Annotated in this window: 24 protein-coding genes; 7 read left to right on the top strand and 17 right to left on the bottom strand. The window is 68.2% G+C overall.

Annotated features, from left to right (window positions below; translation table 11 throughout):
• Nucleotides 1-35: 35 nt before the first annotated feature.
• Genes NM961_RS10670 through petA form a run of 3 tightly spaced genes read right to left on the bottom strand, consistent with a single transcriptional unit; the run spans nt 36 to nt 2,651 of the window.
• The gene (locus NM961_RS10670; protein WP_439334205.1) at nt 36-788 is read right to left on the bottom strand and encodes a cytochrome c1; all 753 of its coding nucleotides are present in this window, start codon (nt 786-788) and stop codon (nt 36-38) included.
• Nucleotides 781-2,052, bottom strand: a complete 1,272-nt coding sequence (locus tag NM961_RS10675) for a cytochrome b (protein WP_369334894.1) — start codon at nt 2,050-2,052, stop codon at nt 781-783. The genes NM961_RS10670 and NM961_RS10675 overlap by 8 nt, the downstream gene beginning before the upstream one ends.
• Nucleotides 2,052-2,651: a ubiquinol-cytochrome c reductase iron-sulfur subunit gene (gene petA, locus NM961_RS10680; protein WP_255914249.1), complete on the bottom strand. Its 600-nt coding sequence runs from the start codon at nt 2,649-2,651 to the stop codon at nt 2,052-2,054. The genes NM961_RS10675 and petA overlap by 1 nt, the downstream gene beginning before the upstream one ends.
• Before the next feature lie 274 nt (nt 2,652-2,925).
• Between petA and NM961_RS10685 the strand changes: the two genes are divergently transcribed.
• Nucleotides 2,926-4,119 (top strand): S1C family serine protease, encoded by a 1,194-nt coding sequence (locus NM961_RS10685; protein ID WP_255914250.1) that lies wholly within the window; start codon nt 2,926-2,928, stop codon nt 4,117-4,119.
• Nucleotides 4,120-4,200: 81 nt separating this feature from the next.
• Here NM961_RS10685 and NM961_RS10690 read toward each other — a convergent pair whose 3' ends face one another.
• On the bottom strand, nt 4,201-5,130 hold the full coding sequence (locus NM961_RS10690; RefSeq protein WP_255914251.1) for a lytic transglycosylase domain-containing protein: 930 nt from the start codon (nt 5,128-5,130) through the stop codon (nt 4,201-4,203).
• 146 nt (nt 5,131-5,276) lie between these two features.
• Between NM961_RS10690 and miaB the strand changes: the two genes are divergently transcribed.
• Nucleotides 5,277-6,602 carry a tRNA (N6-isopentenyl adenosine(37)-C2)-methylthiotransferase MiaB gene (gene miaB, locus NM961_RS10695; RefSeq protein WP_255914253.1) on the top strand — a complete coding sequence of 442 codons (1,326 nt, stop codon included), beginning with the start codon at nt 5,277-5,279 and terminating at the stop codon, nt 6,600-6,602.
• Nucleotides 6,603-6,677: 75 nt separating this feature from the next.
• Here the strand turns inward: miaB and NM961_RS10700 are convergent, their stop codons facing one another.
• Both NM961_RS10700 and NM961_RS10705 read right to left on the bottom strand, forming a co-directional pair.
• Nucleotides 6,678-8,981, bottom strand: a complete 2,304-nt coding sequence (locus tag NM961_RS10700) for a serine/threonine-protein kinase (protein WP_255914254.1) — start codon at nt 8,979-8,981, stop codon at nt 6,678-6,680.
• A 43-nt stretch (nt 8,982-9,024) separates the two neighbouring features.
• Nucleotides 9,025-9,591: an ECF-type sigma factor gene (locus NM961_RS10705; protein ID WP_255914256.1), complete on the bottom strand. Its 567-nt coding sequence runs from the start codon at nt 9,589-9,591 to the stop codon at nt 9,025-9,027.
• A 237-nt stretch (nt 9,592-9,828) separates the two neighbouring features.
• Between NM961_RS10705 and NM961_RS10710 the strand changes: the two genes are divergently transcribed.
• Entirely contained in the window at nt 9,829-11,268 is a 1,440-nt protein-coding gene (locus NM961_RS10710) for a right-handed parallel beta-helix repeat-containing protein (protein WP_255914257.1), read from the top strand.
• A 207-nt stretch (nt 11,269-11,475) separates the two neighbouring features.
• A complete protein-coding gene (locus NM961_RS10715; protein ID WP_255914258.1) occupies nt 11,476-12,021 on the top strand; it encodes an outer membrane protein in 546 nt (181 codons plus the stop codon).
• 53 nt (nt 12,022-12,074) lie between these two features.
• Here the strand turns inward: NM961_RS10715 and NM961_RS10720 are convergent, their stop codons facing one another.
• On the bottom strand, nt 12,075-13,343 hold the full coding sequence (locus tag NM961_RS10720) for a right-handed parallel beta-helix repeat-containing protein (RefSeq protein WP_255914260.1): 1,269 nt from the start codon (nt 13,341-13,343) through the stop codon (nt 12,075-12,077).
• A gap of 144 nt (nt 13,344-13,487) precedes the next feature.
• Here NM961_RS10720 and NM961_RS10725 point away from each other — a divergent pair, with 144 nt between their 5' ends.
• From NM961_RS10725 to ybeY, 3 genes are read left to right on the top strand one after another with little or no spacing between them, the layout of a single operon-like run.
• Entirely contained in the window at nt 13,488-14,468 is a 981-nt protein-coding gene (locus NM961_RS10725; protein WP_255914261.1) for a PhoH family protein, read from the top strand.
• Nucleotides 14,465-15,316: an SMP-30/gluconolactonase/LRE family protein gene (locus NM961_RS10730; protein WP_255914262.1), complete on the top strand. Its 852-nt coding sequence runs from the start codon at nt 14,465-14,467 to the stop codon at nt 15,314-15,316. Before NM961_RS10725 ends, NM961_RS10730 begins: the two co-directional genes overlap by 4 nt.
• Complete coding sequence (ybeY, locus tag NM961_RS10735; protein ID WP_255914267.1) at nt 15,316-15,774, top strand: rRNA maturation RNase YbeY; 459 nt, start codon at nt 15,316-15,318, stop codon at nt 15,772-15,774. Before NM961_RS10730 ends, ybeY begins: the two co-directional genes overlap by 1 nt.
• Before the next feature lie 386 nt (nt 15,775-16,160).
• Here the strand turns inward: ybeY and NM961_RS10740 are convergent, their stop codons facing one another.
• From NM961_RS10740 to gspG, 10 genes are all read right to left on the bottom strand, one after another.
• Nucleotides 16,161-16,955 (bottom strand): inositol monophosphatase family protein, encoded by a 795-nt coding sequence (locus NM961_RS10740; protein ID WP_255914268.1) that lies wholly within the window; start codon nt 16,953-16,955, stop codon nt 16,161-16,163.
• Between the two features lie 13 nt (nt 16,956-16,968).
• Nucleotides 16,969-17,736 carry a type II secretion system protein N gene (locus NM961_RS10745; protein ID WP_255914269.1) on the bottom strand — a complete coding sequence of 256 codons (768 nt, stop codon included), beginning with the start codon at nt 17,734-17,736 and terminating at the stop codon, nt 16,969-16,971.
• Nucleotides 17,733-17,909, bottom strand: coding sequence for a hypothetical protein (locus tag NM961_RS10750; protein ID WP_255914270.1), 177 nt, complete (start codon nt 17,907-17,909; stop codon nt 17,733-17,735). The genes NM961_RS10745 and NM961_RS10750 overlap by 4 nt, the downstream gene beginning before the upstream one ends.
• Nucleotides 17,906-18,394 (bottom strand): type II secretion system protein M, encoded by a 489-nt coding sequence (locus tag NM961_RS10755; protein WP_255914271.1) that lies wholly within the window; start codon nt 18,392-18,394, stop codon nt 17,906-17,908. Before NM961_RS10755 ends, NM961_RS10750 begins: the two co-directional genes overlap by 4 nt.
• On the bottom strand, nt 18,391-19,560 hold the full coding sequence (gene gspL, locus NM961_RS10760; protein WP_255914274.1) for a type II secretion system protein GspL: 1,170 nt from the start codon (nt 19,558-19,560) through the stop codon (nt 18,391-18,393). The genes NM961_RS10755 and gspL overlap by 4 nt, the downstream gene beginning before the upstream one ends.
• A gap of 234 nt (nt 19,561-19,794) precedes the next feature.
• Entirely contained in the window at nt 19,795-20,727 is a 933-nt protein-coding gene (gspK, locus tag NM961_RS10765; protein WP_255914277.1) for a type II secretion system minor pseudopilin GspK, read from the bottom strand.
• Entirely contained in the window at nt 20,727-21,341 is a 615-nt protein-coding gene (gspJ, locus tag NM961_RS10770) for a type II secretion system minor pseudopilin GspJ (protein ID WP_255914279.1), read from the bottom strand. Before gspJ ends, gspK begins: the two co-directional genes overlap by 1 nt.
• Nucleotides 21,338-21,760 carry a type II secretion system minor pseudopilin GspI gene (gspI, locus tag NM961_RS10775; RefSeq protein ID WP_255914282.1) on the bottom strand — a complete coding sequence of 141 codons (423 nt, stop codon included), beginning with the start codon at nt 21,758-21,760 and terminating at the stop codon, nt 21,338-21,340. Before gspI ends, gspJ begins: the two co-directional genes overlap by 4 nt.
• On the bottom strand, nt 21,747-22,283 hold the full coding sequence (gspH, locus tag NM961_RS10780) for a type II secretion system minor pseudopilin GspH (RefSeq protein WP_255914283.1): 537 nt from the start codon (nt 22,281-22,283) through the stop codon (nt 21,747-21,749). Before gspH ends, gspI begins: the two co-directional genes overlap by 14 nt.
• A gap of 5 nt (nt 22,284-22,288) precedes the next feature.
• Nucleotides 22,289-22,744 (bottom strand): type II secretion system major pseudopilin GspG, encoded by a 456-nt coding sequence (gene gspG / locus NM961_RS10785; protein WP_255914284.1) that lies wholly within the window; start codon nt 22,742-22,744, stop codon nt 22,289-22,291.
• Between the last annotated feature and the right edge of the window lie 50 nt (nt 22,745-22,794).

Consider the following 22,794-nt stretch of genomic DNA (forward strand, 5'->3'; position numbering starts at 1 on the left):
GCGGCGGAGCCTGCAGGCCCGCCGCCGCCCGGCATTCAGTGCACGTCCTTCCAGTATTCCTTCTTGAGCAGCCAGGCCAGGAAGGTGAAGAAGGCCAGGTACAGCACCACCCAGGCGCCGAGCTTGGTGCGCTGCAGCGCGGCGGGCTCGCCGACGTACTGCAGGAAGGCGGTCAGGTCGCGCACGGTCTCGTCGAACTGGGCCGCGGTCTGCGTGCCCGGGGTCTTCAGCTCCAGGCCCTCGACATGGGCTTCACCGCCGTCGTGCGCCGCGCTCATCTTGGCGTGCTGCACACCCTGCATCTCCCATAGCACGTTCGGCATGGAAGCGCCCGGGAATACCGTGTTGTTCCAGCCCAGCGGACGCGAGTGGTCGACGTAGAACGACTTCAGGTAGTTGTAGATCCAGTCCGGGCCCTTGGAGCGGGCTTCCAGCGACAGGTCCGGCGGCGCCTTGCCGAACCAGCGCTCGGCATCGGCCGCCGGCATGGACGAGACGATGGTCTCGCCGTACTTGGCGCCGGTGAAGTTCAGGTTGCCCATGACCTGTTCCTCGGTGAGGCCCAGATCCTCGCCGATGCGCGAGTAGCGCATGAACTGCAGCGAATGGCAGCCGACGCAATAGTTGAAGAACAGCTTGGCGCCGCGCTGCACGGAAGCAATGTTGTCGGGACGGGTGTTGGCCGCCGGCAACTTGCCGCCTCCGCTGCTGGCCAGGGCGGCTGGCGCGAGAGTGGTCAACGCTACGGCCAGCGTGAGACCCAGCTTGGTCATGGCGTTCTTAATCATGCGCGGGCACCCGCTCCGGTACAGGCTTGGTGGAATCGATCTTCGACCATATCGGCATGGTGATGAAGAACGCGAAGTAGATGAAGGTCAGCACGCGGCCGATGACGGTCTCGATCGGATCGGTGCCCGGACCGGCGCCGATTTTGCCCAGCCAGATGAAGGACAGCGCGAACAGGGCGAGCGCGATCTTGGAGATCCAGCCGCGGTAGCGGTAGGACTTGACCGGGCTGCGGTCCAGCCACGGCACGAAGAACAGCACGATGATCGCGCCGAACATGACCAGCACGCCGAGCAGCTTGTCCGGCACCACGCGCAACATGGCGTAGTACGGCGTGTAGTACCACACCGGCTTGATGTGCTCCGGCGTGACCAGCTTGTTCGCCGCGACGAAGTTGTCGTGCTCGAGGAACCAGCCGGCGAAGGTCGGCTCGAAGAACAGCACGAAGGCGCAGATGGTCAGGAAGAAGCCGACGCCGAACAGGTCCTTGACCGTGTAGTACGGGTGGAAGGCGATGCCGTCCAGCGGCTTGCCGCTGGCATCCTTCACCTTCTTGATGTCCACGCCTTCGGGATTGTTGGAACCGACTTCGTGCAGCGCGGCCAGATGCAACACGACCAGCAGCAGCAGCACCAGCGGCAGCGCGATCACGTGCAGGGCGAAGAAGCGGTTGAGGGTGGCGTCGGCGGGCAGGTAGTCGCCCATGATCCACTCGACCAGCGAGTCGCCGATCATCGGGATGGCACCGAACAGCGAGATGATCACCTTGGCGCCCCAGAACGACATCTGGCCCCAGGGCAGCACGTAGCCCATGAAGGCCTCGGCCATCAGCACCAGATAGATCAGCATGCCGAGCAGCCAGACCAGCTCGCGCGGCTTCTGCGCCGAGCCGTACAGCAGGCCGCGGAACATGTGCAGGTAGACCACGATGAAGAACGCCGACGCACCGGTGGAGTGCATGTAGCGGATCAGCCAGCCCCACTCCACGTCGCGCATGATGGTCAGTTCGACCGAGGCGAACGCCTGCGAGATGCCCGGCGCGAATTCCGCGGCGCTGGGCTTGAAATGCATGGTGAGGAAGATGCCGGTGAGGATCTGGTTGACCAGCACGACCAGCGCGAGCGAGCCGAAGTAGTACCAGATATTGAAATTCTTCGGCGCCCAGTACTCCGACATGTGCTTGCGGTACATGGGACCGAAAGCCTTGGCGCGGTAATTGAACCAGTCCTGCAGGCCGGCGACGGCGGCGTTGATACGGTTCTGCATCACGCGGCTCCTTCCGGCATCACGCCGATGATCAGCGTCTTGTCATCGGCGAAGCGGTACGGCGGCACCTTGAGGTTGGTCGGCGCAGGCACGCCGTCGAACACGCGGCCGGCCATGTCGAAGCGCGACTTGTGGCAGGGGCAGAAGAAGCCGCCCTTCCATTCCGCGTCGAACGGCTCGGGCTTGATCTCGCCATGGAATTTCGGCGAGCAGCCCAGATGGGTGCACACGCCGACCATGACCAGCCATTCCTTCTTCAGCGAGCGCTCGGTGTTCTGCGCGAACTTGGGCTGCTGATCCTCGTTCTTGGAATCCGGATCGCGCAGGCGCGAGTTCAGCGAAGGCAGCGCATCCAGCTGCGCCTGCGAGCGGCGCACGATCCACACCGGCTGGCCGCGCCATTCGGTGATGACCATTTGACCGACTTCGATCTTGCTGATGTCCTGCTGCACCGGAGCACCGGCGGTCTTCGCCTTGGCGCTGGGCAGCCAGGTCTTGATGAATGGCACTGCCGCTGCCAGGGCCCCTGCACCGCCGACGACTGCTGTCGTGGCCGTGAGGAACCGACGGCGGCCATGATTGACGCCTTCGTTCGCCATCCGGATCTCCGGTTCAATACTTGGGAATACGTTCGGGGCCGCCATATACGCTACGCCGCGGTGCCGGCGCCGCCGCGACGGGCGACGCGAAAAGCCGCCGCACCCGCTGCCGCTGCGCTGAACCGAAGTCGAAACTGCTGCCGGATCACCGGCCTGCGTGACGGCTGGCCCCAAAAATCGTGTTAGTTTAGCGACTGAACCGGCAGCGCACAATCAAACCTGCCGCCCGCTAAGGCACGTTGCAAAGCACTCGTGCATCCCCCTTGGACCGGTCATGAAACCAGCGTTACGGACGCTTGCCTTCGTCCTGCAGTTTGCCGTACTCGGCCTGGCTATCGCCTTCGTCGTCACCCGCCTCTGGCCGGATGTGCCCGCACGCCTGCGCGGCCAGGCGGAGCCGATGCCGGCGCCCCTGCCCGCGGCAGCACCGGCGCCGGCCGGCGCCGGCCTGGGCAGCGGCCCGGTCTCCTATGCGGACGCGGTCGCCCGCGCCGCGCCGGCGGTGGTCAACATATACGCCAATAAGGTGATCGCCTCCCAGCGCCGCCTGATCTCGGTGGATCCGGTCACCCAGCGCATGTTCGGCGGGGTCAGCGTAGGTCCGCCGGCCTATCGCCGCGAGCAGAGCCTGGGCTCGGGCGTGATCGTCAGCGCAGACGGCTATGTGCTGACCAACAACCACGTAATCGCCCGTTCCAATGACATCCAGGTACTGCTCTACGACGGCCGCATCGCCACCGCGCGCCTGGTCGGCGGCGACGAGGACACCGACCTGGCCGTGCTCAAGATAGAAGCCAGCGACCTGCCCAGCATGAAGCTGGACGAGGCCCCGCCGGTGAATGTCGGCGATGTGGTGCTCGCCATAGGCAATCCCATAGGCCTGGGCAAGACCGTGACCATGGGCATTGCCAGCGCGATCGACCGCCAGCTCGACCAATGGGCCTACGAGGATTTCATCCAGACCGACGCCGCGATCAACTCCGGCAATTCCGGCGGCGCCCTGGTCAACGCCCGCGGCGAGCTGGTCGGCATCAACACGGCCAACGTGCCCCAGCGCCAGATCGCCGAAGGCATCGGCTTCGCCATCCCGGTGGCCACAGCCAAGGGCGTGCTGGACCAGATCGTGGAGAAAGGCATGGTGGTGCGCGGCTGGCTGGGGGTGGAATACGGCCGCATGCCCATCCAGGCCGATGCCAACCTGGCCAGCATGGCGCGCGGCGCCCAGGTGCTGGCGATCTATCCGCAGAGCCCCGCAGCGCGGGCCGGGCTGCAGGTCGGCGATGTGCTGCTGAGCTTCAACGGCGAGGAAATCGATGATCCGCTGGAACTGCGCAAGCGCGAGGCCGCACTGGCGCCGGGCACCCGCGTACACGTGACCGGCCTGCGCGCCGGCATCGCCTTCGAGGCGGATGCGGAACTGATCCAGCGGCCGGTGCTCAACCGCGGCGTGCCGATCCCCACGGGCTGATCGTCACGGACTGACTGGCGCCTCGACGGCGCGGCCCCTGCGACAAAACACCGCAGGGGCCGCAGCCGGTGTACGGCGGTTTCAGTTGGCGGCGGTGTCGCGGTACCGGTCGCGCAGGGTGGATACGCGCGTGACGTAGACCTGGGTCTCGTCGAACGGCGGCACGCCGCCGTATTTGGTCACATTGGCCGGGCCGGCGTTGTAGGCGGCCATGGCCAGCTTCTCGTTGCCCTGGAAGTTCTTCAGCTGCATGGCCAGGTACTGGGCGCCGCCGCGGATGTTCTGGGTGGCGTCGAAGGGATTGCTCACGCCGAGATCGTCGGCAGTGCCCGGCATCAGCTGCATCAGGCCCTGGGCGCCCTTCTTGGACAGGGCATTGGGATTGAACGCCGACTCCGCGTGCACCACCGCGCGCAGCAGCGATTCATCGACGCCGAACTCCAGCGCGGCCGCGGCGATTTCCGCGCGAAAGGCTTCGCGATTGAGCTTGGTCAGCGAGAAATTGACCTTGGAATGCACGTCGCAGGCGAAGCAGGTCGAGATGTAGGTGAACAGCACCTGGTAGTTCCTGCCCTGCGGCCGGATATTCGTGTACTCGGTGATGCCGTTGCGCTTGTTGATCTTGTATACCGCACCGCGCAGCACCTTGGACGGTTCGGCCTTGGCCACTTCAGGCGCCGCCGGCGCCGGACTCGCCGGCGGCGTGGCGGTGGCATTGCCTTCGCTGTACTGCCACTGGCCCGGCTGCGGTGCAGCCTTGGCCGATTCGACCGAGAACGTGGGCTTGCTGATATCCGGCGCGGTGGCCTCGGTCACCGGCTTGGCCTTGGTCTCGGCATAGCTCGCCACCTGCACGCAATTGCGGTAGCCGGCCGGCTTGTTGGTGTACGCCAGTTCGCCATTGTTGCCGCTGCAGCGGTACAGACTGCCCGCGAACGCGGGCGAACCCAGCCCTGCTAACAGCAGCAGGGCCAGCCAGCGGACATGGCGATGGCTAAGGCGTGACTTCATGGATTCCCCAACTCATTGGCCCAAGTTTCTGACAGGAAAGGTGAAATTCCAAGACCACTTCGTCGGGTCGCGGTTCCCCGGCCCCTGGAAAGGCCCAGGAATCGCGCGTAAACTATCGAGTCCATTCGCTTTTTTGGTTCCCGCCCATGGCCGGCAAGCTGTTCATAAAGACCCACGGTTGCCAGATGAACGAGTACGACTCGTCCAAGATGGCCGACGTACTGGGCGCCGCCCACGGCCTGGAGCTGACGGAAAACGAGGCCGAGGCCGACGTCATCCTGATCAACACCTGCTCCATCCGCGAGAAGGCGCAGGAGAAAGTGTTCTCCCAGCTGGGCCGCTGGCGCGAGCTGAAGAAGGCCAACGGCAATGTCGTCATCGGCGTCGGCGGCTGCGTCGCCTCGCAGGAAGGCGAAGCCATCGTCAAGCGCGCGCCCTTCGTCGATCTTGTGTTCGGCCCGCAGACCCTGCACCGCCTGCCCGAGATGATCGAGGCCAAGCGCCGTACCGGCCGGCCCCAGGTCGACATCTCCTTCCCCGAGATCGAGAAATTCGACAAGCTGCCCGAGCCCCGCGCCGAAGGCCCCTGCGCCTTCGTCTCCATCATGGAAGGCTGTTCCAAGTACTGCACCTTTTGCGTGGTGCCGTATACCCGCGGCGATGAAGTCAGCCGCCCGTTCGACGACGTGATCGCCGAAGTCGCCGCCCTGGCCGACCAGGGCGTGCGCGAAGTGAACCTGCTGGGCCAGAACGTCAATGCCTACCGCGGCCCCATGCACGACGGCAGCGTGGCCGACCTGGCCCTGCTGATCCACGCCATCGCCCAGCTCGACGGCATAGGCCGCATCCGTTTCACCACCTCGCATCCGCTGGAATTCTCCGATTCGCTGGTGGAGGCCTATGCCAGCGTGCCCAAGCTCGCCAACTATCTGCACCTGCCGGTGCAGGCCGGCTCCGACCGCGTGCTGGCGGCGATGAAGCGCGGCTATACCGCGCTGGAGTTCAAGCAGAAGATCCGCAAGCTGCGCGCGGTGCGGCCGGACATCTCCATTTCTTCCGATTTCATCGTCGGCTTCCCCGGCGAGACCGACGCCGATTTCGACAAGACCATGAAACTGATCGAGGACGTGGGCTTCGACCAGAGCTTCAGCTTCATCTATTCCAAGCGCCCCGGCACGCCGGCGGCCAACCTGGACGACGACACTCCGGCGCAGGCCAAGCACGACCGCCTGCAGCGCCTGCAGGCCGCCGTCACCGCCCATGCCAACCGCATCAGCCAGGCCATGGTAGGCACGCGCCAGAGCGTGCTGGTGGAAGGCCCCAGCCGCAAGAATCCGAACGAGATGACCGGGCGCACCGAGAACATGCGCTACGTGAACTTCCCCGGCGACCCGCGCATGACCGGCCAGTTCGTCGACGTGGTCATCACCGAGGCGATGGCGAATTCGCTGCGCGGGCGCGTTGCGGTCTGAGGGGCGGGATTCGCAGCCCCAGGCATTGGCGTGCCTGGCAACGAATCCTCCTCCCCGAAAACCAGTCCCCGCGCTTCAACCGCGACACCCTGAACTGGCGATATTGCGCCTGGCCGCGTCGCTCAGTGCGCGCTCCCGCGGCAGCGCCGGCTGCAGTTGCGCCAGCAGCGCCGCGGCCGCAGCCAGCGATTCCGCCGCGGCATTGCACTGCCCCTGCGCCGCGGCGATCTGCGCGCGCACCAGCTGCAACAGCAGCAGCTCCTTGTTCGGCGCCGCATTGTCCGTGAGCAGCACGCTGGCGACGTTCTGCGCCAACGGCGCCGCGTCCACGATCTCGCCGCGCAGCAGGTGCAGACGCGCCTGGTGCAGCTCGAACACCGCACGCTCGGCATGGCCGGGAGCGTATTCCGCCAGATAGACCGGGCGCGCCGCGTCCAGGTGACGCTGCGCCGCGGCAGCATCGCCCAGCGCCAGCGCAGTCTCCGCCAGCAGCAACTCGCCTTCGGCGCGGCGCATGGGCGAGAAATCCGCCGGCGCGGCGGCGATGGCGGCCTCGGCGCGCTCCAGCGCAGCGCGGGCGCGCGGCAGATCGAAGGCGCGCAATGCGCTCCAGCCGCGCTGGCGCCAGAAGTTCTCGCCGCCGCCGGGGCGCAGCGGTGCAGCCGCCAGCAGCTGGTCGCCGCGCGCGAACAGCGCATCGGCCGCGGCGAATTCGCCCAGGCGAGACAGCGACCCGCCTACTGCGCCCAAGGCATCCAGCGCCGCTGCCGCATCCACGTCGCCGCGGGCGGCCAGCGCCTCGATGCGGGCGGCAGTCACGCGCAGATTGGCCGCATCGGCGGGGCGGTCCTGCACCGCCGCGAGCAGGCGATAGCTGCCCAGCTTGCCGGCGGTGCCCGCGCTGGCATCGCGCTCCAGCGCCGCGACCGCCGCGCGCAGCACGGGTTCGGCCGCCTGCGGCTTGCCCAGATTGATCAGGCCGTGGCCGATCTCGCTCAGCGCGCGCTGCAACAGGGCCGGGTCATCGGCGTGGTCGCGCTGCAGGTCCTGCGCTGCGTGCAGCAGGAACTCGCTCGCATGCGGATCGCGTCCGGCGTAGTGATGCGGATTGGCCGCGCCAAGCACGCCGAGCATGGCGTCGCGGTGCGACTGCGCGATACGCGCCTGCTGCGCCGCTTCGCGCGCCTCGCCCAGGGCAACCAACGCGCCCGCGCCCAGGGCCAGCATGCTCGCCGTCAGCGCGATCAGCGGCCAGCGGTAGCGCGCCAGCAGCAGGCGCGTCTGCGCACGCGCGCCGTCGATGCCGCTGCGCAGCGGCCGGCCGGCCAGCCAGTCGTCCAGGTCGTCGCTGAAGGCGGCCGCGCCGGCATGGCGCTGGGCCGGCGCCTTGGCCAGCGCCTTCTGCACGATGCGCTCCAGGCTGCCGCCGAGCGTTCGCCGCTGCACCGCGGCGTAGTCCGCGCGGCAGGCCTGCAGCAGGCTGCGCGGCGCATCGCGCAGGATGGCGGAAGTCCAGTCGGTCTGGCCAGCCTCGGCCGCGGCATACGGCGAAGCCTGCGCCAGCAGTTCAAACAGCAGCAGGCCCAGAGCGTAGACGTCGGTCGCCGTGGTGGTGCGTTCGCCGGCAATCTGTTCCGGCGCGGCATAGCGCGTGGTCAGCGCGCGCCAGGCGGTGCGGGTCTGATCGGCCTCGCCGTCGTCGAGCAATTTGGCGATGCCGAAATCCAGCAGCTTGGGCTCGCCGTCGGCACCGACGAGGATGTTGGCCGGCTTGATGTCCCGGTGCACGATGAGATTGCGCTGGGCATAGGCCACCGCCGCGGCCACGCGCGCCACCAGCGCGACGCGCGCACGCACATCCAGGCCGGCGCGGCGCACATGCTCGGCGATGTGCACGCCGGCGACGTATTCCATCGCCAGCCAGGGGCGCCCTTCCTCGCTGACGCCGCCGTCGAGCAGCCGCGCGATATGCGGATGTTCCAGCCGCGCCAGAATCTGCCGCTCCGCCAGGAAGCGCCGCGTGAGCTGGGCCGACAGCGCGCCCGCGCGCACCAGCTTCAGCGCCACGCGCTGCTCGAAGCCGCCGTCGATGCGCTCGGCCAGGAATACCTCGCCCATGCCGCCGCTGCCCAGCGGCTGCAGCAGCCGGAACGGACCTACCACGGCCGGCGCGCGCCCGCGCCCGCCGCCGTGCAGATCGTCGGCATCGACACGCTGCAGCAGTTCGCAGACCGCCTTATGCAGACCGGCGTCGCGCGCCGCCAGCTGGTGCAGATACTGCGCGCGCGCCGGTGCTTCCAGCTCGACCGCGGCATGGAAAGCCTCGCGCAAGGCGCCGAATTCGGCGGCGTTCATGGCGGCGTGAGGGAGTTCTGGCATCGGCTATGCCTACGTCGCAACGGCGCGGGAACTGACGTGTTTTTCACTCGCCCAGATACTGGCGCAGCCAGGCGCGGGCCATGGCCCAGTCGCGGTAGACGGTGCGCTCGTCCACGCCCAGCAGCACGGCGACCTCGCTCACTTCCAGGCCGACGAAATAGCGCAGCTCCACGATCTCGGCCATGCGCGCATCCAGCCCGGCCAGCGCGGTCAATGCCTGATCCAGCGCAGGCAGGTCGGTGCTCTGCTCCAGCGGCAGCGCCAGGGCCTCGGTGAACTCGGCGCGCTGCCACTGCCCGCCGCCGCGCTTGTCGCGCAGCTGGGCGCGGGCGCGGTCGATCAGCACCTGGCGCATCAGCTTGGCCGCGGTGGTGAACAGGTGCTTGCGGTTGGCGATGTCCAGGCTGCCGGTGCCGAGCAGGCGCACGAACACGTCGTTGATCAGCGCGGTGGGCTGCAGGGTCTCGTGGCCGCGGTTCACGCGCAGCTCGTGCGCGGCGATGCGGCGCAATTCGTCGTACACCAGCGGCAGCAGCGATTCCAGCGCCGCCGCATCGCCGTCCTGCCATTGCCGCAGCAGCTGGGTGACCTCGAATTCCTGCGGCGCCATGGCTCCCCCGTGCCGCTCCCCGCGGCCGCCGGCAGTCTAGCAGCCCGCTGCCGGCCGGCCCTTGGCGCGATTTGCGCAGCGGCTGTGCGCGAGTCGACGTTTCCGCGCCTCCAGTGCTGGCCCCGGCCTGTGCCGCCGCGCGTGGTGTCAGGCGTGCGCGGCGTTTGGCGTACGCGCTGGCACACGCCGGCCGCCGCGCCGGTCCGCCGCCACCTGTCCACGCTACGGTCCCTGCCCATGTCCCTGCCCAATCTTCGCCGTGTCTCGCTCGCCATCGTGCTGCTGAGTGCGTTGCCGCCGTTGCAGGCGGCCGAATGGTTCGTCTCCACCAGCGGCAGCGACAGCAGCGGTACCGGCTCCATCGGCCAGCCGTTCCGCACCGTCACCCATGTCGTCGATCCGGCCAATGCCATCGCCCAGCCCGGCGACACCATTACCCTGCGCGGCCCGGCTGGCAACAATGTGTACGACGAAACCGAAGTGCGCCTGCGCATTCCGCTGACCCTGCGCAGCCATCCCGGCGAATGGGCGCATATCCGCTGCCCCATCAACGTGCCCGACACGGTCTGCGTACAGATCGATCCGGAAGCGTCCGGCAGCCGCCTGTCGCGCCTGGAAATCAGCGGCGGCTACTACTACGCGGTATTCCTGCAGACCGACTGGTACCGGCCCGGCGGCGAGAGTCTGACTGGCGCTTCCAACGTCATCATCGAGGATTCCCGACTGCACGGCAGCGGCCGCGATGTCATCAAGATCACGCCCAAGTGCAACAACGTGACCATACGGCGCAACGAGATCTACGCCTCCGGCGCCAGCTATCCGCCCGGCACGCCGCCGGAGGAAAAGAACGCCGAAGGCATAGACAACGTCAATGGCGCCAACATGCTGGTGGAGGACAACTACATCCACGACACCGCCACCACCGGCGTGTACTTCAAGGGCGGCGCGGCGGACGCGCTCGTGCAGCGCAACCGCATCGAGAACGCCGGCGAGGCCGGCATCCTGGTCGGCTTCGACACCAGTCCCGAATTCTTCGACATCGCCGCCAATCCCGGCTACTACGAAGCCGTGCGCGGCATCGTGCGCAACAACATCATCCGCAATACCAACTATGCCGGCATAGGCCTGTATGCCTCGCGCGACGCGGTTGTCGCCAACAACACCCTCATCAACACGGCCCTGTCCGGCCACGCCGCGCTGTACTACGGCGTGACCTTCCAGGACTACGAGCCCGAAGCCGGCCGGCCGCCGAACAGCAATGCGCTGGTGCGCAACAACCTCGTCATCCAGAACGGGCGCGACTGCGTGGGCATACGCTATTCGGCGGAACTGGGCGGTCTGTCCGGCCTCAGCGGCAGTCCCGGCACTAATCACAATGCGTTCTTCAACACCGCCGGCGCGTGCAATTTCTTCGACCGCCGTCCCGGCAGCCCGCTGGGCAGCGGCGGCACGCTCGCGCAATGGCGCAGCGCGCTGGGCGGCGACGCGCAGAGCTTCGAGACGCCGCTCAGCCTCAGCGCGGACGGCCATCTGCCGGCCGCCAGTCCCGCCATCGACGCCGGCCAGACCCTGGCCCAGGTCAGCGACGATTTCGACCGCCAGAACCGCAGCGGCGCGAACGACATCGGTGCAGACGAACGCAGCGCCGATGCCATCTTCGCCAACGGATTCCAGTGAATCCCCGGGCGCCGCGGCGACACCTACAACAAGCACCCGTGACTTCCTTCCTGTCCGCCCGCAACGCACGGCGGACAGGAATGAACGCGCCCCAAATCGTTCAGTATTTCCCCGGTGCTTGGTTCAGCTCGATTTGCCGATAGTCGCGCAGCCCGGCGGGAGCGCGCCCCGCCGCGGCATTCCCACAGCACAAAAACAGGAAACGCGATGAACAAGATCTTCGTGACGGCAGCGGCGCTGACCATCGCCGCGGCCGCGGCCTATTCCTCCAGCGCGCGGGCCGACGGCTTCTTCGTCGACGGCCGCTTCGGCCGCTCGGATTTCGACAGCTCGGGCAAGGACACCGCGCTGGGCATCAACGGCGGCTATCGCTGGGGCGCCTTCGGCCTGGAAGGCGGCTACATCGACCTGGGCAGCTCCGATGCCGGCGCCGGCCGCAGCAACATGGGCGCGTATTCGGGCATCGATCTCAAGGGCTGGACCGCCGGCGTCAACGGCCATTTCAACCTCAATCCGAACTGGTATCTGTCGGCCCGTGCCGGCGTATTCCACTGGAAGGCCGATGTGGACCTTTCCAACAATCCACGCAACGCGAAGTTCAACGGCAACGACTGGTACGCCGGCGTCGGTGTCGGCTACGACTTCAGCGAACGCTTCGGCGTGGGCCTGAACTACGACCGTTACCGCGCCGGCAAGAACGGCTTCGACTTCGGCGCCGACACGGTCAGCGTGAATACCGAGTTCCGTTTCTGAGTAAGCCGCTGCGCCGCTGCGCCGCGGGGCCGCGACGGCCCGCGGCGCACGCCTCAGCCGTCGAAACCGTCGCGGAACAGGCGCAGCGGCAGGCCGCCGCCGGCTGTGGTTTCGCAGCCGGCCTGGGCGTCGTATTCCACTGCGCCCACGTCCGGCAGGCCGTCATGGCGCAGGTTCGTGCAGAAATCGTTCGTCACCTGCGGTTCCGCCACGCCCAGGTCAACGAAAGCCGCACCGTCGAGCAGGCGGAAATCCGCCGCCGCCGGCGCCTGGAACCAGGCGCTGAAATTCGCCGGGCTGACGCCGGCGAGGTTGCCCGCATTGGTGCTGCTGCCGCCGTCGCGCAGGCGGATCGCGCCGGCCAGCAGGTTGTTGCGTATCTCCGCGGTCGATGCGGCGAAGCGCACATCGATGCCAGTAGTCGCGTACAAGGTGTTGTGCAGCAGGCGCGTGTTGGCCGCCTTGTTCAGATAGATGCCGACATCGTTGCAGGACATCACCAGGTTGTTGCGCATGACGCCGTTCTGGTGCTCCGGCGTGCAGGAACCATCCTCGCAGATGGAATTCGGCGAAGTACCGCCGCCGCCGAAGGAAAGCCCCAGCCGTACGCCGCCGGAAAACTGCTGGCTGCAGCGCACCAGGTTGCGCTCGAACAGACCATCGCGGGAATTGCCCTTGAGGAAGGCGGCATAGCTGATCGTGTCGCCGCCGCCTTTCTGGAAATCGCGGAAGGTATTGCCGCGCACGATCCAGCGCCGCCCGCCGACCACGTCCAGCTTGGTCACCGGATTGGCGGTATTGCGCGCACGGCTGTCGTAGAACAGGTTGTATTCGATCAGCGCATCGTCCGGGTAGACATAGGCCGCGCCGGACTGCACGCCGTTGGCCTTGAGCTGGGCGTTGAAATCGCGCAGCACGCTGTCGCGCAAGGTGAAGAATTCCGCATTGCCGAACAGGTGGATGGCGTGCTCGCAGTTGGAATCCGTGGCGCAGGCGCCTTCGATGTCCAGGCTTTCCAAGGTCCAGTACGCGCCGCTGACGCGGAAGCCTTCGGCAATGCCGCCGGGGGCGAAGCGCAGCAGCACGCTGCGCGGCGCGGCGGCGCGCAGGCGGATGGGCTGCGCGGCGGTGCCGTTGACGCTGCAGTTCAGGTTGGAATCCAGCGCATAGGTACCGGGCGCGAGCACGATATCGTCGCCGGGTTGCACAGCGAGCAGTGCCGCGCGCAGCCCGGCCACGTCGCCCACCGGCACCAGCCGGGCCTGGGCCGCACCGGCGCAGAGCCCGGCAATCGCGATCGACACCGCGGCAGTCCAGTGCATGGCCATCTCTCCCGGAAAAGTCCGCCGTACGCGGATGCCGCGCCGATTATGCCGCCGGACACCGCGCCGCATCCGTGCGCCCTGCACAGTGTCCTGCCGCCGTTGCTGGCAAGCGGCGGAAGCTGGCGCTACCCTGCCCGCCCTATGCCCCATACCCATCTCGATTTCACCCTGGAACCGGACCAGACCGAGCGCCTGGCCAACCTGTCCGGCCCGTTCAACGAACACCTGCGCCAGATCGAACTGCGCCTGGGCGTGACTGTGGACAACCGCGGCAACATCTTCCGCGTCAGCGGCGAGGAAAGCCATGTCGCCGCCGCCGCGCGTCTGCTGCGCCAGCTCTACGCCGCGACCGAGGACGAGGTGCTGGATGCCCACCGCATCAACCTGTTCCTGCAGGAATCCAACGTCGCCGCACTGGACGAGGCCGCCGCGGCCGGCGCCCAGGATGTGGTGATCCGGGTCAAGCGCGGCACCATCAAGGGCCGCGGCCCCAACCAGGCGCGCTATCTGCACGCCATCGCCACACATGACATCAATTTCGGCATAGGCCCGGCCGGCACCGGCAAAACCTACCTCGCCGTGGCCAGCGCGGTCGATGCGCTGGAAGACAACCGCGTGCAGCGCATCATCCTGGTGCGTCCGGCGGTGGAGGCCGGCGAGAAACTGGGCTTCCTGCCCGGCGACCTGACCCAGAAAGTCGACCCCTACCTGCGCCCGCTGTACGACGCGCTGTACGAGATGCTGGGCTTCGAGAAGGTCGCCAAGCTGATCGAGCGCAACGTGATCGAGATTGCACCGCTGGCCTACATGCGCGGCCGCACGCTCAACGATTCGTTCGTGATCCTGGACGAAGCGCAGAACACCACGGTGGAACAGATGAAGATGTTCCTCACCCGCATCGGCTTCGGCTCGGTCGCCGTGGTCACCGGCGACGTGACCCAGATCGACCTGCCCAAGCAGGTGCGCTCCGGCCTGCGCGACGCGATCGAGGTACTGCGCGAAGTGTCCGGCATCAGTTTCTCGTTCTTCACCGCCAACGACGTGGTGCGCCATCCGCTGGTGCAGAAGATCGTGCGCGCCTACGAGAAGCACGCCGACAAATCCGGGAGTCCCTCCGCATGAAGTCGTGGATCGCCGCCCTGCTTGTCTGCGCCGCCGGCACGGCCCCGGCGCAGACCCTGAGCAGCCCGGAAAGCGTGGAATTCCATCCGCGCAGCGGCCGCCTGCTCATCAGCAACACCAGCGGCGGCAACATCCTCGCCCGCGACGGGGCCGGCACGCTCAGCCTGTTCACCAGCGATCCGAACTCGCCCTACGGCATCGAACTGCTCGGCGGTGTGCTCTACGTGCTCGATTCGGGCTTCCTGCGCGGCTACGACATCGACAGCGCGGCGCGCGTGGTCAACCTGCAGATTGCCAATGCCAGCTTTCTCAACGGCATCACTTCAGATGGCGTGAGCAAGCTGTATATCAGCGACTTCAGCTCCAGTCCGAAGATCGTCCAGGTCGACGTCAGCGATATCGCCGCGCCGGTACAGTCGGTGCTGACCACCTTGACACCTACGCCCAACGGCTTGGTCTACGACCGCATCGGCCAGCGCCTGCTGATCGCGACCTGGGGCTCGGCCCGCGTGCTCAGCTACGACCTCGTCGCCGGCGGCACGCCGACGACGCTGATCAATGTCACCGGCTACAGCAACATCGACGGCATCGCGCTGGACTGCAACGGCTCGCTCTACGTCGCTGCCTGGAGCTGCCCCGGCGGCGGCGGCTGTCTGCGCCGCTTCGATCCGCCGTTCACGCTGGCCTCCGCGCCGGTTGCCGAAGGCGGCGCGCTGACCGCACCGGCGGATATCGATTTCGGCGCGCGCAGCGGCCAGATCGCGATTCCCGAATCCAGCGCCAACCGGGTGACCTTCGTGCAGACCAGCTGCCCCGCCAGCCTGTTCGCCGACGGCTTCGAACGCTGATGGACCTGTCCCTGCATTTGAGCCGCGCGCCCGGCCTTCCCGCCGCCGGCATTCCGCGCAGCGACAGTTTCCAGCGCTGGGTGCAGGCCGCGCTGCAGGTCGCGCGCCGGCGCCGCGCCAGCGAACTGGCCATCCGCCTCGTCGACGCCGCCGAAGGCCGCGAACTCAACCATCACTATCGCGGCCGCGACTACGCCACCAATGTGCTGTCCTTCCCCGCCGACCTGCCGCCCGGCCTGCGCCTGCCGCTGCTGGGCGACCTGATCATCTGCGCCCCCGTAGTTGCTCGCGAAGCCGCCGAACAGGGCAAGCCGCTGCGCAGCCACTACGCGCATATGACCGTACACGGCGTACTGCATCTGCTGGGCTACGACCACATGGCCGACGCGGAAGCCGAGCGCATGGAGGCGCTGGAGCGCAAGGCGCTGGCCGGGCTGGGAATTGCCGATCCGTACTGAGTGGCCGGGATTCGGGATTCGGGATTCGGGATTCGGGATTCGGGATTCGGGATTCGGGATTCGGGATTCGGGATTCGGGATTCGGGATTCGCAGGGAGTGTGCGGCGGAATCCGGAGTTTCCGGCAAGTGAGATTTGCCGGATTTCTTCGAGAAAAAGCGGGAAGCTCCCCTCTCCCCCAAGCTCGCTTGGGGGAGAAGGCTTTTTGGGCGGCCCGCAAAATCAATCGCGAGATCGCCTTCCAGCCATCTCAGCATTCAAGCATTCAAGCATTCAAGCATTCGAGCCTTCAGCCTTCGAGCCTCGCAACCATCGCAGCATTCCGGCCATCGCAGCATTCCAGCCATCTCAGCCTTCTAGCCTTCAGCCTTCAGCCTCGCAACCATCTCAGCCTTGCAACGCAACACGAAACTCACGCAACGCCCGCGCCTGCAGCTCCGCCGGCCCGGCCAGCAAGGATGTCGTCGCAAGCCCTATGTCGCAGCCGTCCAGATCCGTGACCGCCGCGCCGGCCTCGCGCAGGATCACCACCAGCGGCGCAATATCCAGAATATTCAGATCCGACTCGATCACCAGGTCGATGCTGCCGCGCGCCAGCAGGTGGTAGTGCAGGAAATCGCCGTAGCCGCGCGTACGGCCGCAGCGCTGCACCATACCGGCCAGCGCCTGCCAGCGCGCATCGCGGCTCAGCGTCTTGACGTTGCCGAAGGAAATCGCCGTCTGCGGCGTGAAATCCGCGGCACCGGAGACCTGCAGGCGCGTGCCGTCGAGCCAGGCGCCGCCGCCGCGGCGGGCCCAGGCCAGTTCGCCGTATTCGCTGGCATGGGATACGCCCAGCACCAGTTCGTCGCGGTACATCAGCGCGATCTGGGTGGAGAAGAACGGATAGCCGCGCACGAAGCTCTTGGTGCCGTCGATGGGATCGATCAGCCAGAGAAATTCGCTGTCGCCTTCGCGGCCTTCCTCTTCGCCGTAGTAAGCGTGATCGGGGAAGGCGGCGCGCAGCACCTGCTTGATTGCCGCCTCGGCTTCGCGGTCGGCGACGGTGACCGGCGTCTGGTCGGACTTGATCTCGACTTCAAAGCCGGCGTGGTAATAGCGCCGGATCACGCCGGCGGCGGCTTCGGCCGCGGCGCGGGCGATGCTCAGCGCGTGGTCGAGGAACTCGGGGCTGGGCTGCATGGTGGTAGCGACCTCAGAACAGCTTGAACAGCTGGCCGTGGATCTTGAGCAGGCTGCTGCCGTCGGGCTGGATCTCGCCGATATAGCGCAGCGCCTCGGTGACCTGCGGATCGTTGTTGCGCGCGACCAGGCGCGCGGTGGCGTTGAACTGGCCGGACTGCACGGTGAACTGGCCGGCGATCTCCAGATTGCTGCTGCCGTCGTCCTTGACCGTGCCGGCGATGCTGCCGTCGGGCTGGGAGGCGAATTCAGCGATCATCTCGCCCAGGCGCGCCTCGGCCTCGCCGCTGACCGCCGCCTCGCGCCAGCGCGCCGTGCCACGCGCGCCGCTGACCCAGCCGGCGGCAAGCCGCGCCTCGTCCAGGCGGCCTTCGATGCGGCCGTGCAGCTTGAGCGAGGGAATATCCAGCGCCGGTGCGGCCAGCTCGGCCGGGAAGGCGAAGTCCATCGCGCGCACCAGCACGCTGCCGTCGCTGTCGCGGGTGAGATCGCCGTCCACGCGGATCGCGCCGCCGCTCAGGCCCACGCGCGCGGCAACCTGGCGCAGCAGCAGCGGCGTCTTCTGCACCGACCAATCCAGCGCGCCCAGCGATGTATTGAAGGCCGACACCGAGGCGGCGCGTCCCTTCCACACCGTGCCGGACACACCGGACAGCTGCAGCGGCCCCAGGTCGGGCTTGAACCAGCGCAAGGCCAGGTCGGCCGGCAAGGTCCAGGCGACTATGCCGCCGATGGCAGCGAGGACGAGCAGCAGCAGGAACAGGCGGCGTAGCAGTTTCATGGGAAATTCGGGATGGAGGATTGGGGATTCGTGTCGGGCGCCGGGGCTGCGGCGGTGCGGCGCGCAGACAGCATGCACGCTACCCATTTGCCGGTTTGTGGATTCGGCAACATCATCGCATTGCCGGCAAATTCCCGCGCCGGGCCGCGCCGCGCGGCGAACCCGCCGATCATGGCTCTTCCAGTGTTACGCGGGCGTTGACCCGGCCGTCGCCCTCGGCGCGGTCGGCGGAGAAATCCGTCGCGACCACGCCGAAATCGCGCGCCAGGCCTTCCAGCCAGTCGGCGACGGCGTCGAAGGACGCGCCTTCAAAGCTCACGCGCACGCTCTTGGGGCCGACCGGCTCCACGCGGCGCAGTTCGTTGGCCAGCTGGGCGCCGCGCGCGGTGGCGTCGGCCAGCGCCAGCAGCGACTTGCCCTGGCGCTCCACCTTGGCGCGCGCGCCCTGGCCGCGCAGTTGCACCACGCGCGCGGCGTCGCTGCGCATCTGCTCCAGGTCGCTGCGCTGGGATTCCACCCGCACGCGCAGCTCGGCGCGCGAGCGCTGCAGCGGATGCCACACTAGCGCCCAGACCAGCAGCACCGCGCTGAGCACGCCGCCGATCAGCAGCACCTGCCGTTCGCGCGGCTCGCGCGCATTCCACCAGGCCCGCATCATGGCGTGGCCCCGCTCAGGCGCATGCGCCCGTCCACGCCGTTCTGGCCGGGATTGGCCGCCGTCAGCTCCACTTTCAGGCCCGGCAAGGTAGCCAGGCGTTCGCGCAAAGAATCCAGCGTGGGCACGTCGGGCGCAGTCACCGCCAGCTCCAGCACACCGTTGCGGAATTCCATGCCGCGCGTGGTCAGGCGCGTAGTCGAACCCAGCACCGGCGCGATCTGACCCAGGGTGCGCAGCAGGCCGCCGCTGGACTCGCCGCCGCCCAGGCGCGCCAGCGCACTCTTCATCAGCGCCGGCGGATCGCCCGCGACTTTTTCCATTTCCGGAAAACTCTGCACCAGCACGTTGCGCATGGCTGCCTCCAGCCGCGCCGACTCGCCGGCCAGCACCTGGCGTTCCAGCAACAGCTGGGCGAAGGCCAGCAGCAGCACGCCGGCGCCGGCCAGCGCGGCCAGCCGCCACCAGCGCGCCGCCGGTGCGCTGCGGTGGCGCGGGGCGTATTCGCCCTGCAGCAGGTTCAGCGGCAGCTCCGTGTCCAGGCCGCGCGCCAGCAGCACCAGCGCATCGCCCTGGCGCTCGTGATAGGCGCGCGGAGCCAGCGGCAGCGCCTGCGGCGGCTGGAAGCGGGTATCGAAGACTTCGATCTCGGGCAGGTTGCCGTCGTCGGCGAACTCCAGCCATTCGGCCAGCAGGTCCGGCTCCATCGCCGCGGCGCGCCAGGGCCCCAGGCGCAACTGGGCATTGCCGCTTTCGATCAGCAGATGGCCCAACGGCAGGGCCAGCGATTCGGGAAACAGTACATCGGGGTGGACGCCGGCCGCGGCCAGTTCTTCCAGCCAGCTCTTGAGCCGGCGCCGCGCCACCGCGGCCACGCCGACGGTAGGCCCGTCCACGCGCGCGGCCAGGGCGAAATGCAGTTCTTCCACCGGCTGGGCGAGCTGGTCTTCCAGCGCGTAGGGCACGGCCTTCATCAGCTGGGCGCGGTTGCGGCTGACCGCCGGCGCCTCCAGCAGCACCACTTCGGTGGCCGGCACCAGCACGATGACCTGCTGCGCCCGCGCCAGTGCCTGGGCGGTGGGCAGCCCCGCCGTGGCGGCGCTGGCGCCCGGCGCCAGCCAGGTATGGCGCCCGGAGGTTTGCAGGCGAATCAGCAGACGTTGCGACATACGGCCAGGGGCGAAGGGGATCGCGGGATTGTAGCCTAGGCGTGGGATCGGGGATTCGAGACTGAGGATTCGCGACAAGCCGCCGGAATGTCGGCGCGCTCACAGATTGCGCAGCCGCTCCGGGCGCACCACTCCAGGCTCACTACTCCGGAGTCAGCCCCAAGGGACAACCGCTCCGACCAGCGCGCCACGTCGCTCGCGCCGTCGCGGATCCCGAATCCCCAATTCCAGCTCCTACTCCCCACGCGCCCGCTGCAGCACCCGCACGCCGCGCTGGCCGCGCTCGATCAGGCTGGTCGGATGGAATACCAGCCCGTCCAGCTCGATCTCGCCGCGGGCGACGAAGTAGTCGCTTTCAGTGCCCAGGCCCAGGTCCAGCGTGGGCTGCAGCGGGATCAGCTTGGCCAGCTCCTGCTTGAACTCCATCACGTTGCTCCAGCGCGCCTGGCCGTCGTTCCACAGGCGCCGCGCCATTTCCTCGGTGATGCGCGCGTCCAGCGACTGCAGCACCGGAATGCTGGCGGTGTTCACATTGAGCAGGCTGCGCGGCGGCAGCGCGCACACATGCGGCTGCAGCGCGGCGTAGACGCGGCTGTCGAAGCCCTGCAGCAGGCGCAGCTCGGAGACATGGCTGAACTGGCGGTTGGCCGCCCGGTAGGCCGGCAGCGCGCCGGCGTAGACGCCATCCTCGGCGCCGCTGCCATGGCCGCCGCTGCCGCCGGGCTCGCCGTCCTTGTCGATCCAGTCGACCACTACTTCGGTCAGGGTCGGATCCAGCCGCAGCGCCGTCAGCAGGCGGCTGAAGCGCGCACGCCACTCGGGCTGGCTGCTGTCGCCGGAGACCAGGTTGTTGAGATTGAAGCAGCCGTTCTGGTCGCGCAGCTGGGCGGTGATGCGGCCGCCGGGCACCGGCGTAGGCGGCAGCGGATTGGCCCAGATATCGCTGTTGTTGTCGCCGCCGCCCTGTTCGGCGTCGCGCAGCAGCACGCGCGCGGCGTATTGCTCCAGGCCGCGCGCATAGGCATCGGCCTGCTCGGTGCGCAGCAGGTTGCGCGTGCGCGCCGCGGCCAGTTCGCCGCGGTCGAGCAGGCCGGCGATCAGCACCGTGGCCAGCGCCACCACCAGCAGGGCGATGACCAGGGCGACGCCGGACTGGGCGCGGCGCATCAGTTGGCCGCCTGTACGGCGGAAGACGGCAGCTCGATCAGGCGGCGGATCTCGCCCACGCCGTCGATGTCGAGGCGGAACTCCACCGCCCGCGGCAGCGCTTCGGGCGCATCGTCGCGGCGCGGCCAGGCTTCCAGCCAGTTGCCCTGGGCGTCCATGTAGCGCAGCTGGAAACGGCGCAGGCGGTCGCGCAGCTCGCTGAACTCGGGCAGGCTGCCGGCGGCGCGGTCGAGCACGGCGAAACGGCCGCGCTTGAGGGTCTTGCCGTCCTGCTGGTAGATCACGCGCTCCAGCGCCGAGCGCGCCTCGATCAGCGGACTGGCATAGCCCAGCCGGGTCAGTTCCAGATGATCGCCGTCGCCGCGCAGCGCCGGCAGGGTTTCGCCGTAGTTGCCGCGCACGGGCCGCGCCACCGCGGCCTGCAGATCGCGCTCCAGCGCGCCGACGGCGCGCAGGGTGCGGCTGAAATCCTGCTGCTCGGCGACCAGCGCGGCGCGCGCGCGGATCACCGCGTTCAGCCCGCCCCAGGCCAGCGCCGACATGATCGCGAACACCGCCGTGGCGACCAGTACCTCGACCAGGGTGAAGCCCCGCGCGCGCGCCGCCGGCCTCATGGCGCGATGCTGTCGCCGGTGAAGCCGCTGAGCTGGGCGACCGGATCGCTGCGCTGGGCGTCGGTATAGACCTGCACGTCGAGGCGGCGGATCTGCGCATCCTGCGTGGTGGAAATCTGCAGCCGCCAGAACCAGGGCCGGCCGGCGTAGTTGAGCTGGCCGTCGCGGCGTCCCGCCTCGGGCAGGCGTTCCTTGAGCCGCGTCTCGCTGAGCACGTTGGCGGCGATCCAGCCGGCGTAGCTGCGCTCGCGCAGGCCGCTGAAATCGCGTGTGCTGACGCTGGCCGCATGCACCAGCGCGGTCAGCGCCAGGCTGAGCACAACCAGCGCGATCAGCACTTCGAGCAAGGTGAAACCGCGGCCGCTGCGCTCGGCCGGCGCAGCGCGGCGCGGCCGGCGCCGTGATTCAGCGCGAAGCATCGCGCCGCTCCCGTGTGACGCTGCCGTCGGCGGCCAGTTCCAGGCGCCAGCGCAGGTTGAGATCGGGCAGGCCCAGTTCCAGCCGGAACGGAGTCAGCTCGCCCGAGGCGAAGCAGACGATCTGCGGCCGCTCCGGCGGCTGCGGCGTGATTTCCACGCGCCGGCCGTCGCGGCTGAGTTCGGCGCGCAGGTTGCGCGGCCATTCGCGCCGGCGCAGTTCGCCCTTGTCGAAGGTTTTCCAGGTTTCGCTATTGGCCTGGCTGGGCGGGCCGGGCTGGGCAAACAGGTACCCGTCCTCGACCAGGCTCAGCCCCACCGGCTTGCCGCCGATCTCGGCGTGTTCGCAGGCATAGCCCAGCAGGGCCTGCAGGCGTTCCGCCTCGCGCTCCAGCTGGCGTTCGCCGCCGGCGCCGGACAGCGCGATGCTGACCGCCGCGGCGAGCACGGCCAGGATCACCACCACGACCAGAATCTCGATCAGGGTGAAGCCGCGCGGCGATGGCGGCCGGCGCCGCGGAGCCATGGTGTTCAGTTCTTCCAGTTACCCAGGTCGGCGGCTTCGCCTTCGCCGCCGGTCTTGCCGTCGGCGCCCAGGGTATAGACGTCCATTTCGCCGTGTGCGCCGGGCTGCAGATAGAGATAGGGACGGCCCCAGGGATCCTTGGGCACGCCATCGAGGTAACCGCCCTTGCGCCAGTTCGGCGCTTCCGGCGCGCCGCTGGGCTTGCTCACCAGGGCTTCCAGGCCCTGCTCGGTGGCGGGATAGACGAAGTTGTCCAGCTTGTAGGTGTTCAGTGCCGTGCCTATGGCCTGGATGTCGGCCTTGGCGCGGGCCACGCGGGCCTCGCCCGGATGCTCCATCACCCGCGGCACCACCACGGCGGCGAGGATGGCGAGGATCACCACCACGACCAGCACTTCGATCAGGGTGAAGCCGCGCGACAGGGCGGCGGTGGGGCGGGACGCGGTTCTGGCGCAGGTCATGCGGGGCCTTTGCTTGCGGCGGGACGAAATCGTCGCCGATCATAGCAAAG

The organism is Tahibacter harae (assembly GCF_024437735.1).
GTDB classification, from domain to species: domain Bacteria; phylum Pseudomonadota; class Gammaproteobacteria; order Xanthomonadales; family Rhodanobacteraceae; genus Tahibacter; species Tahibacter harae.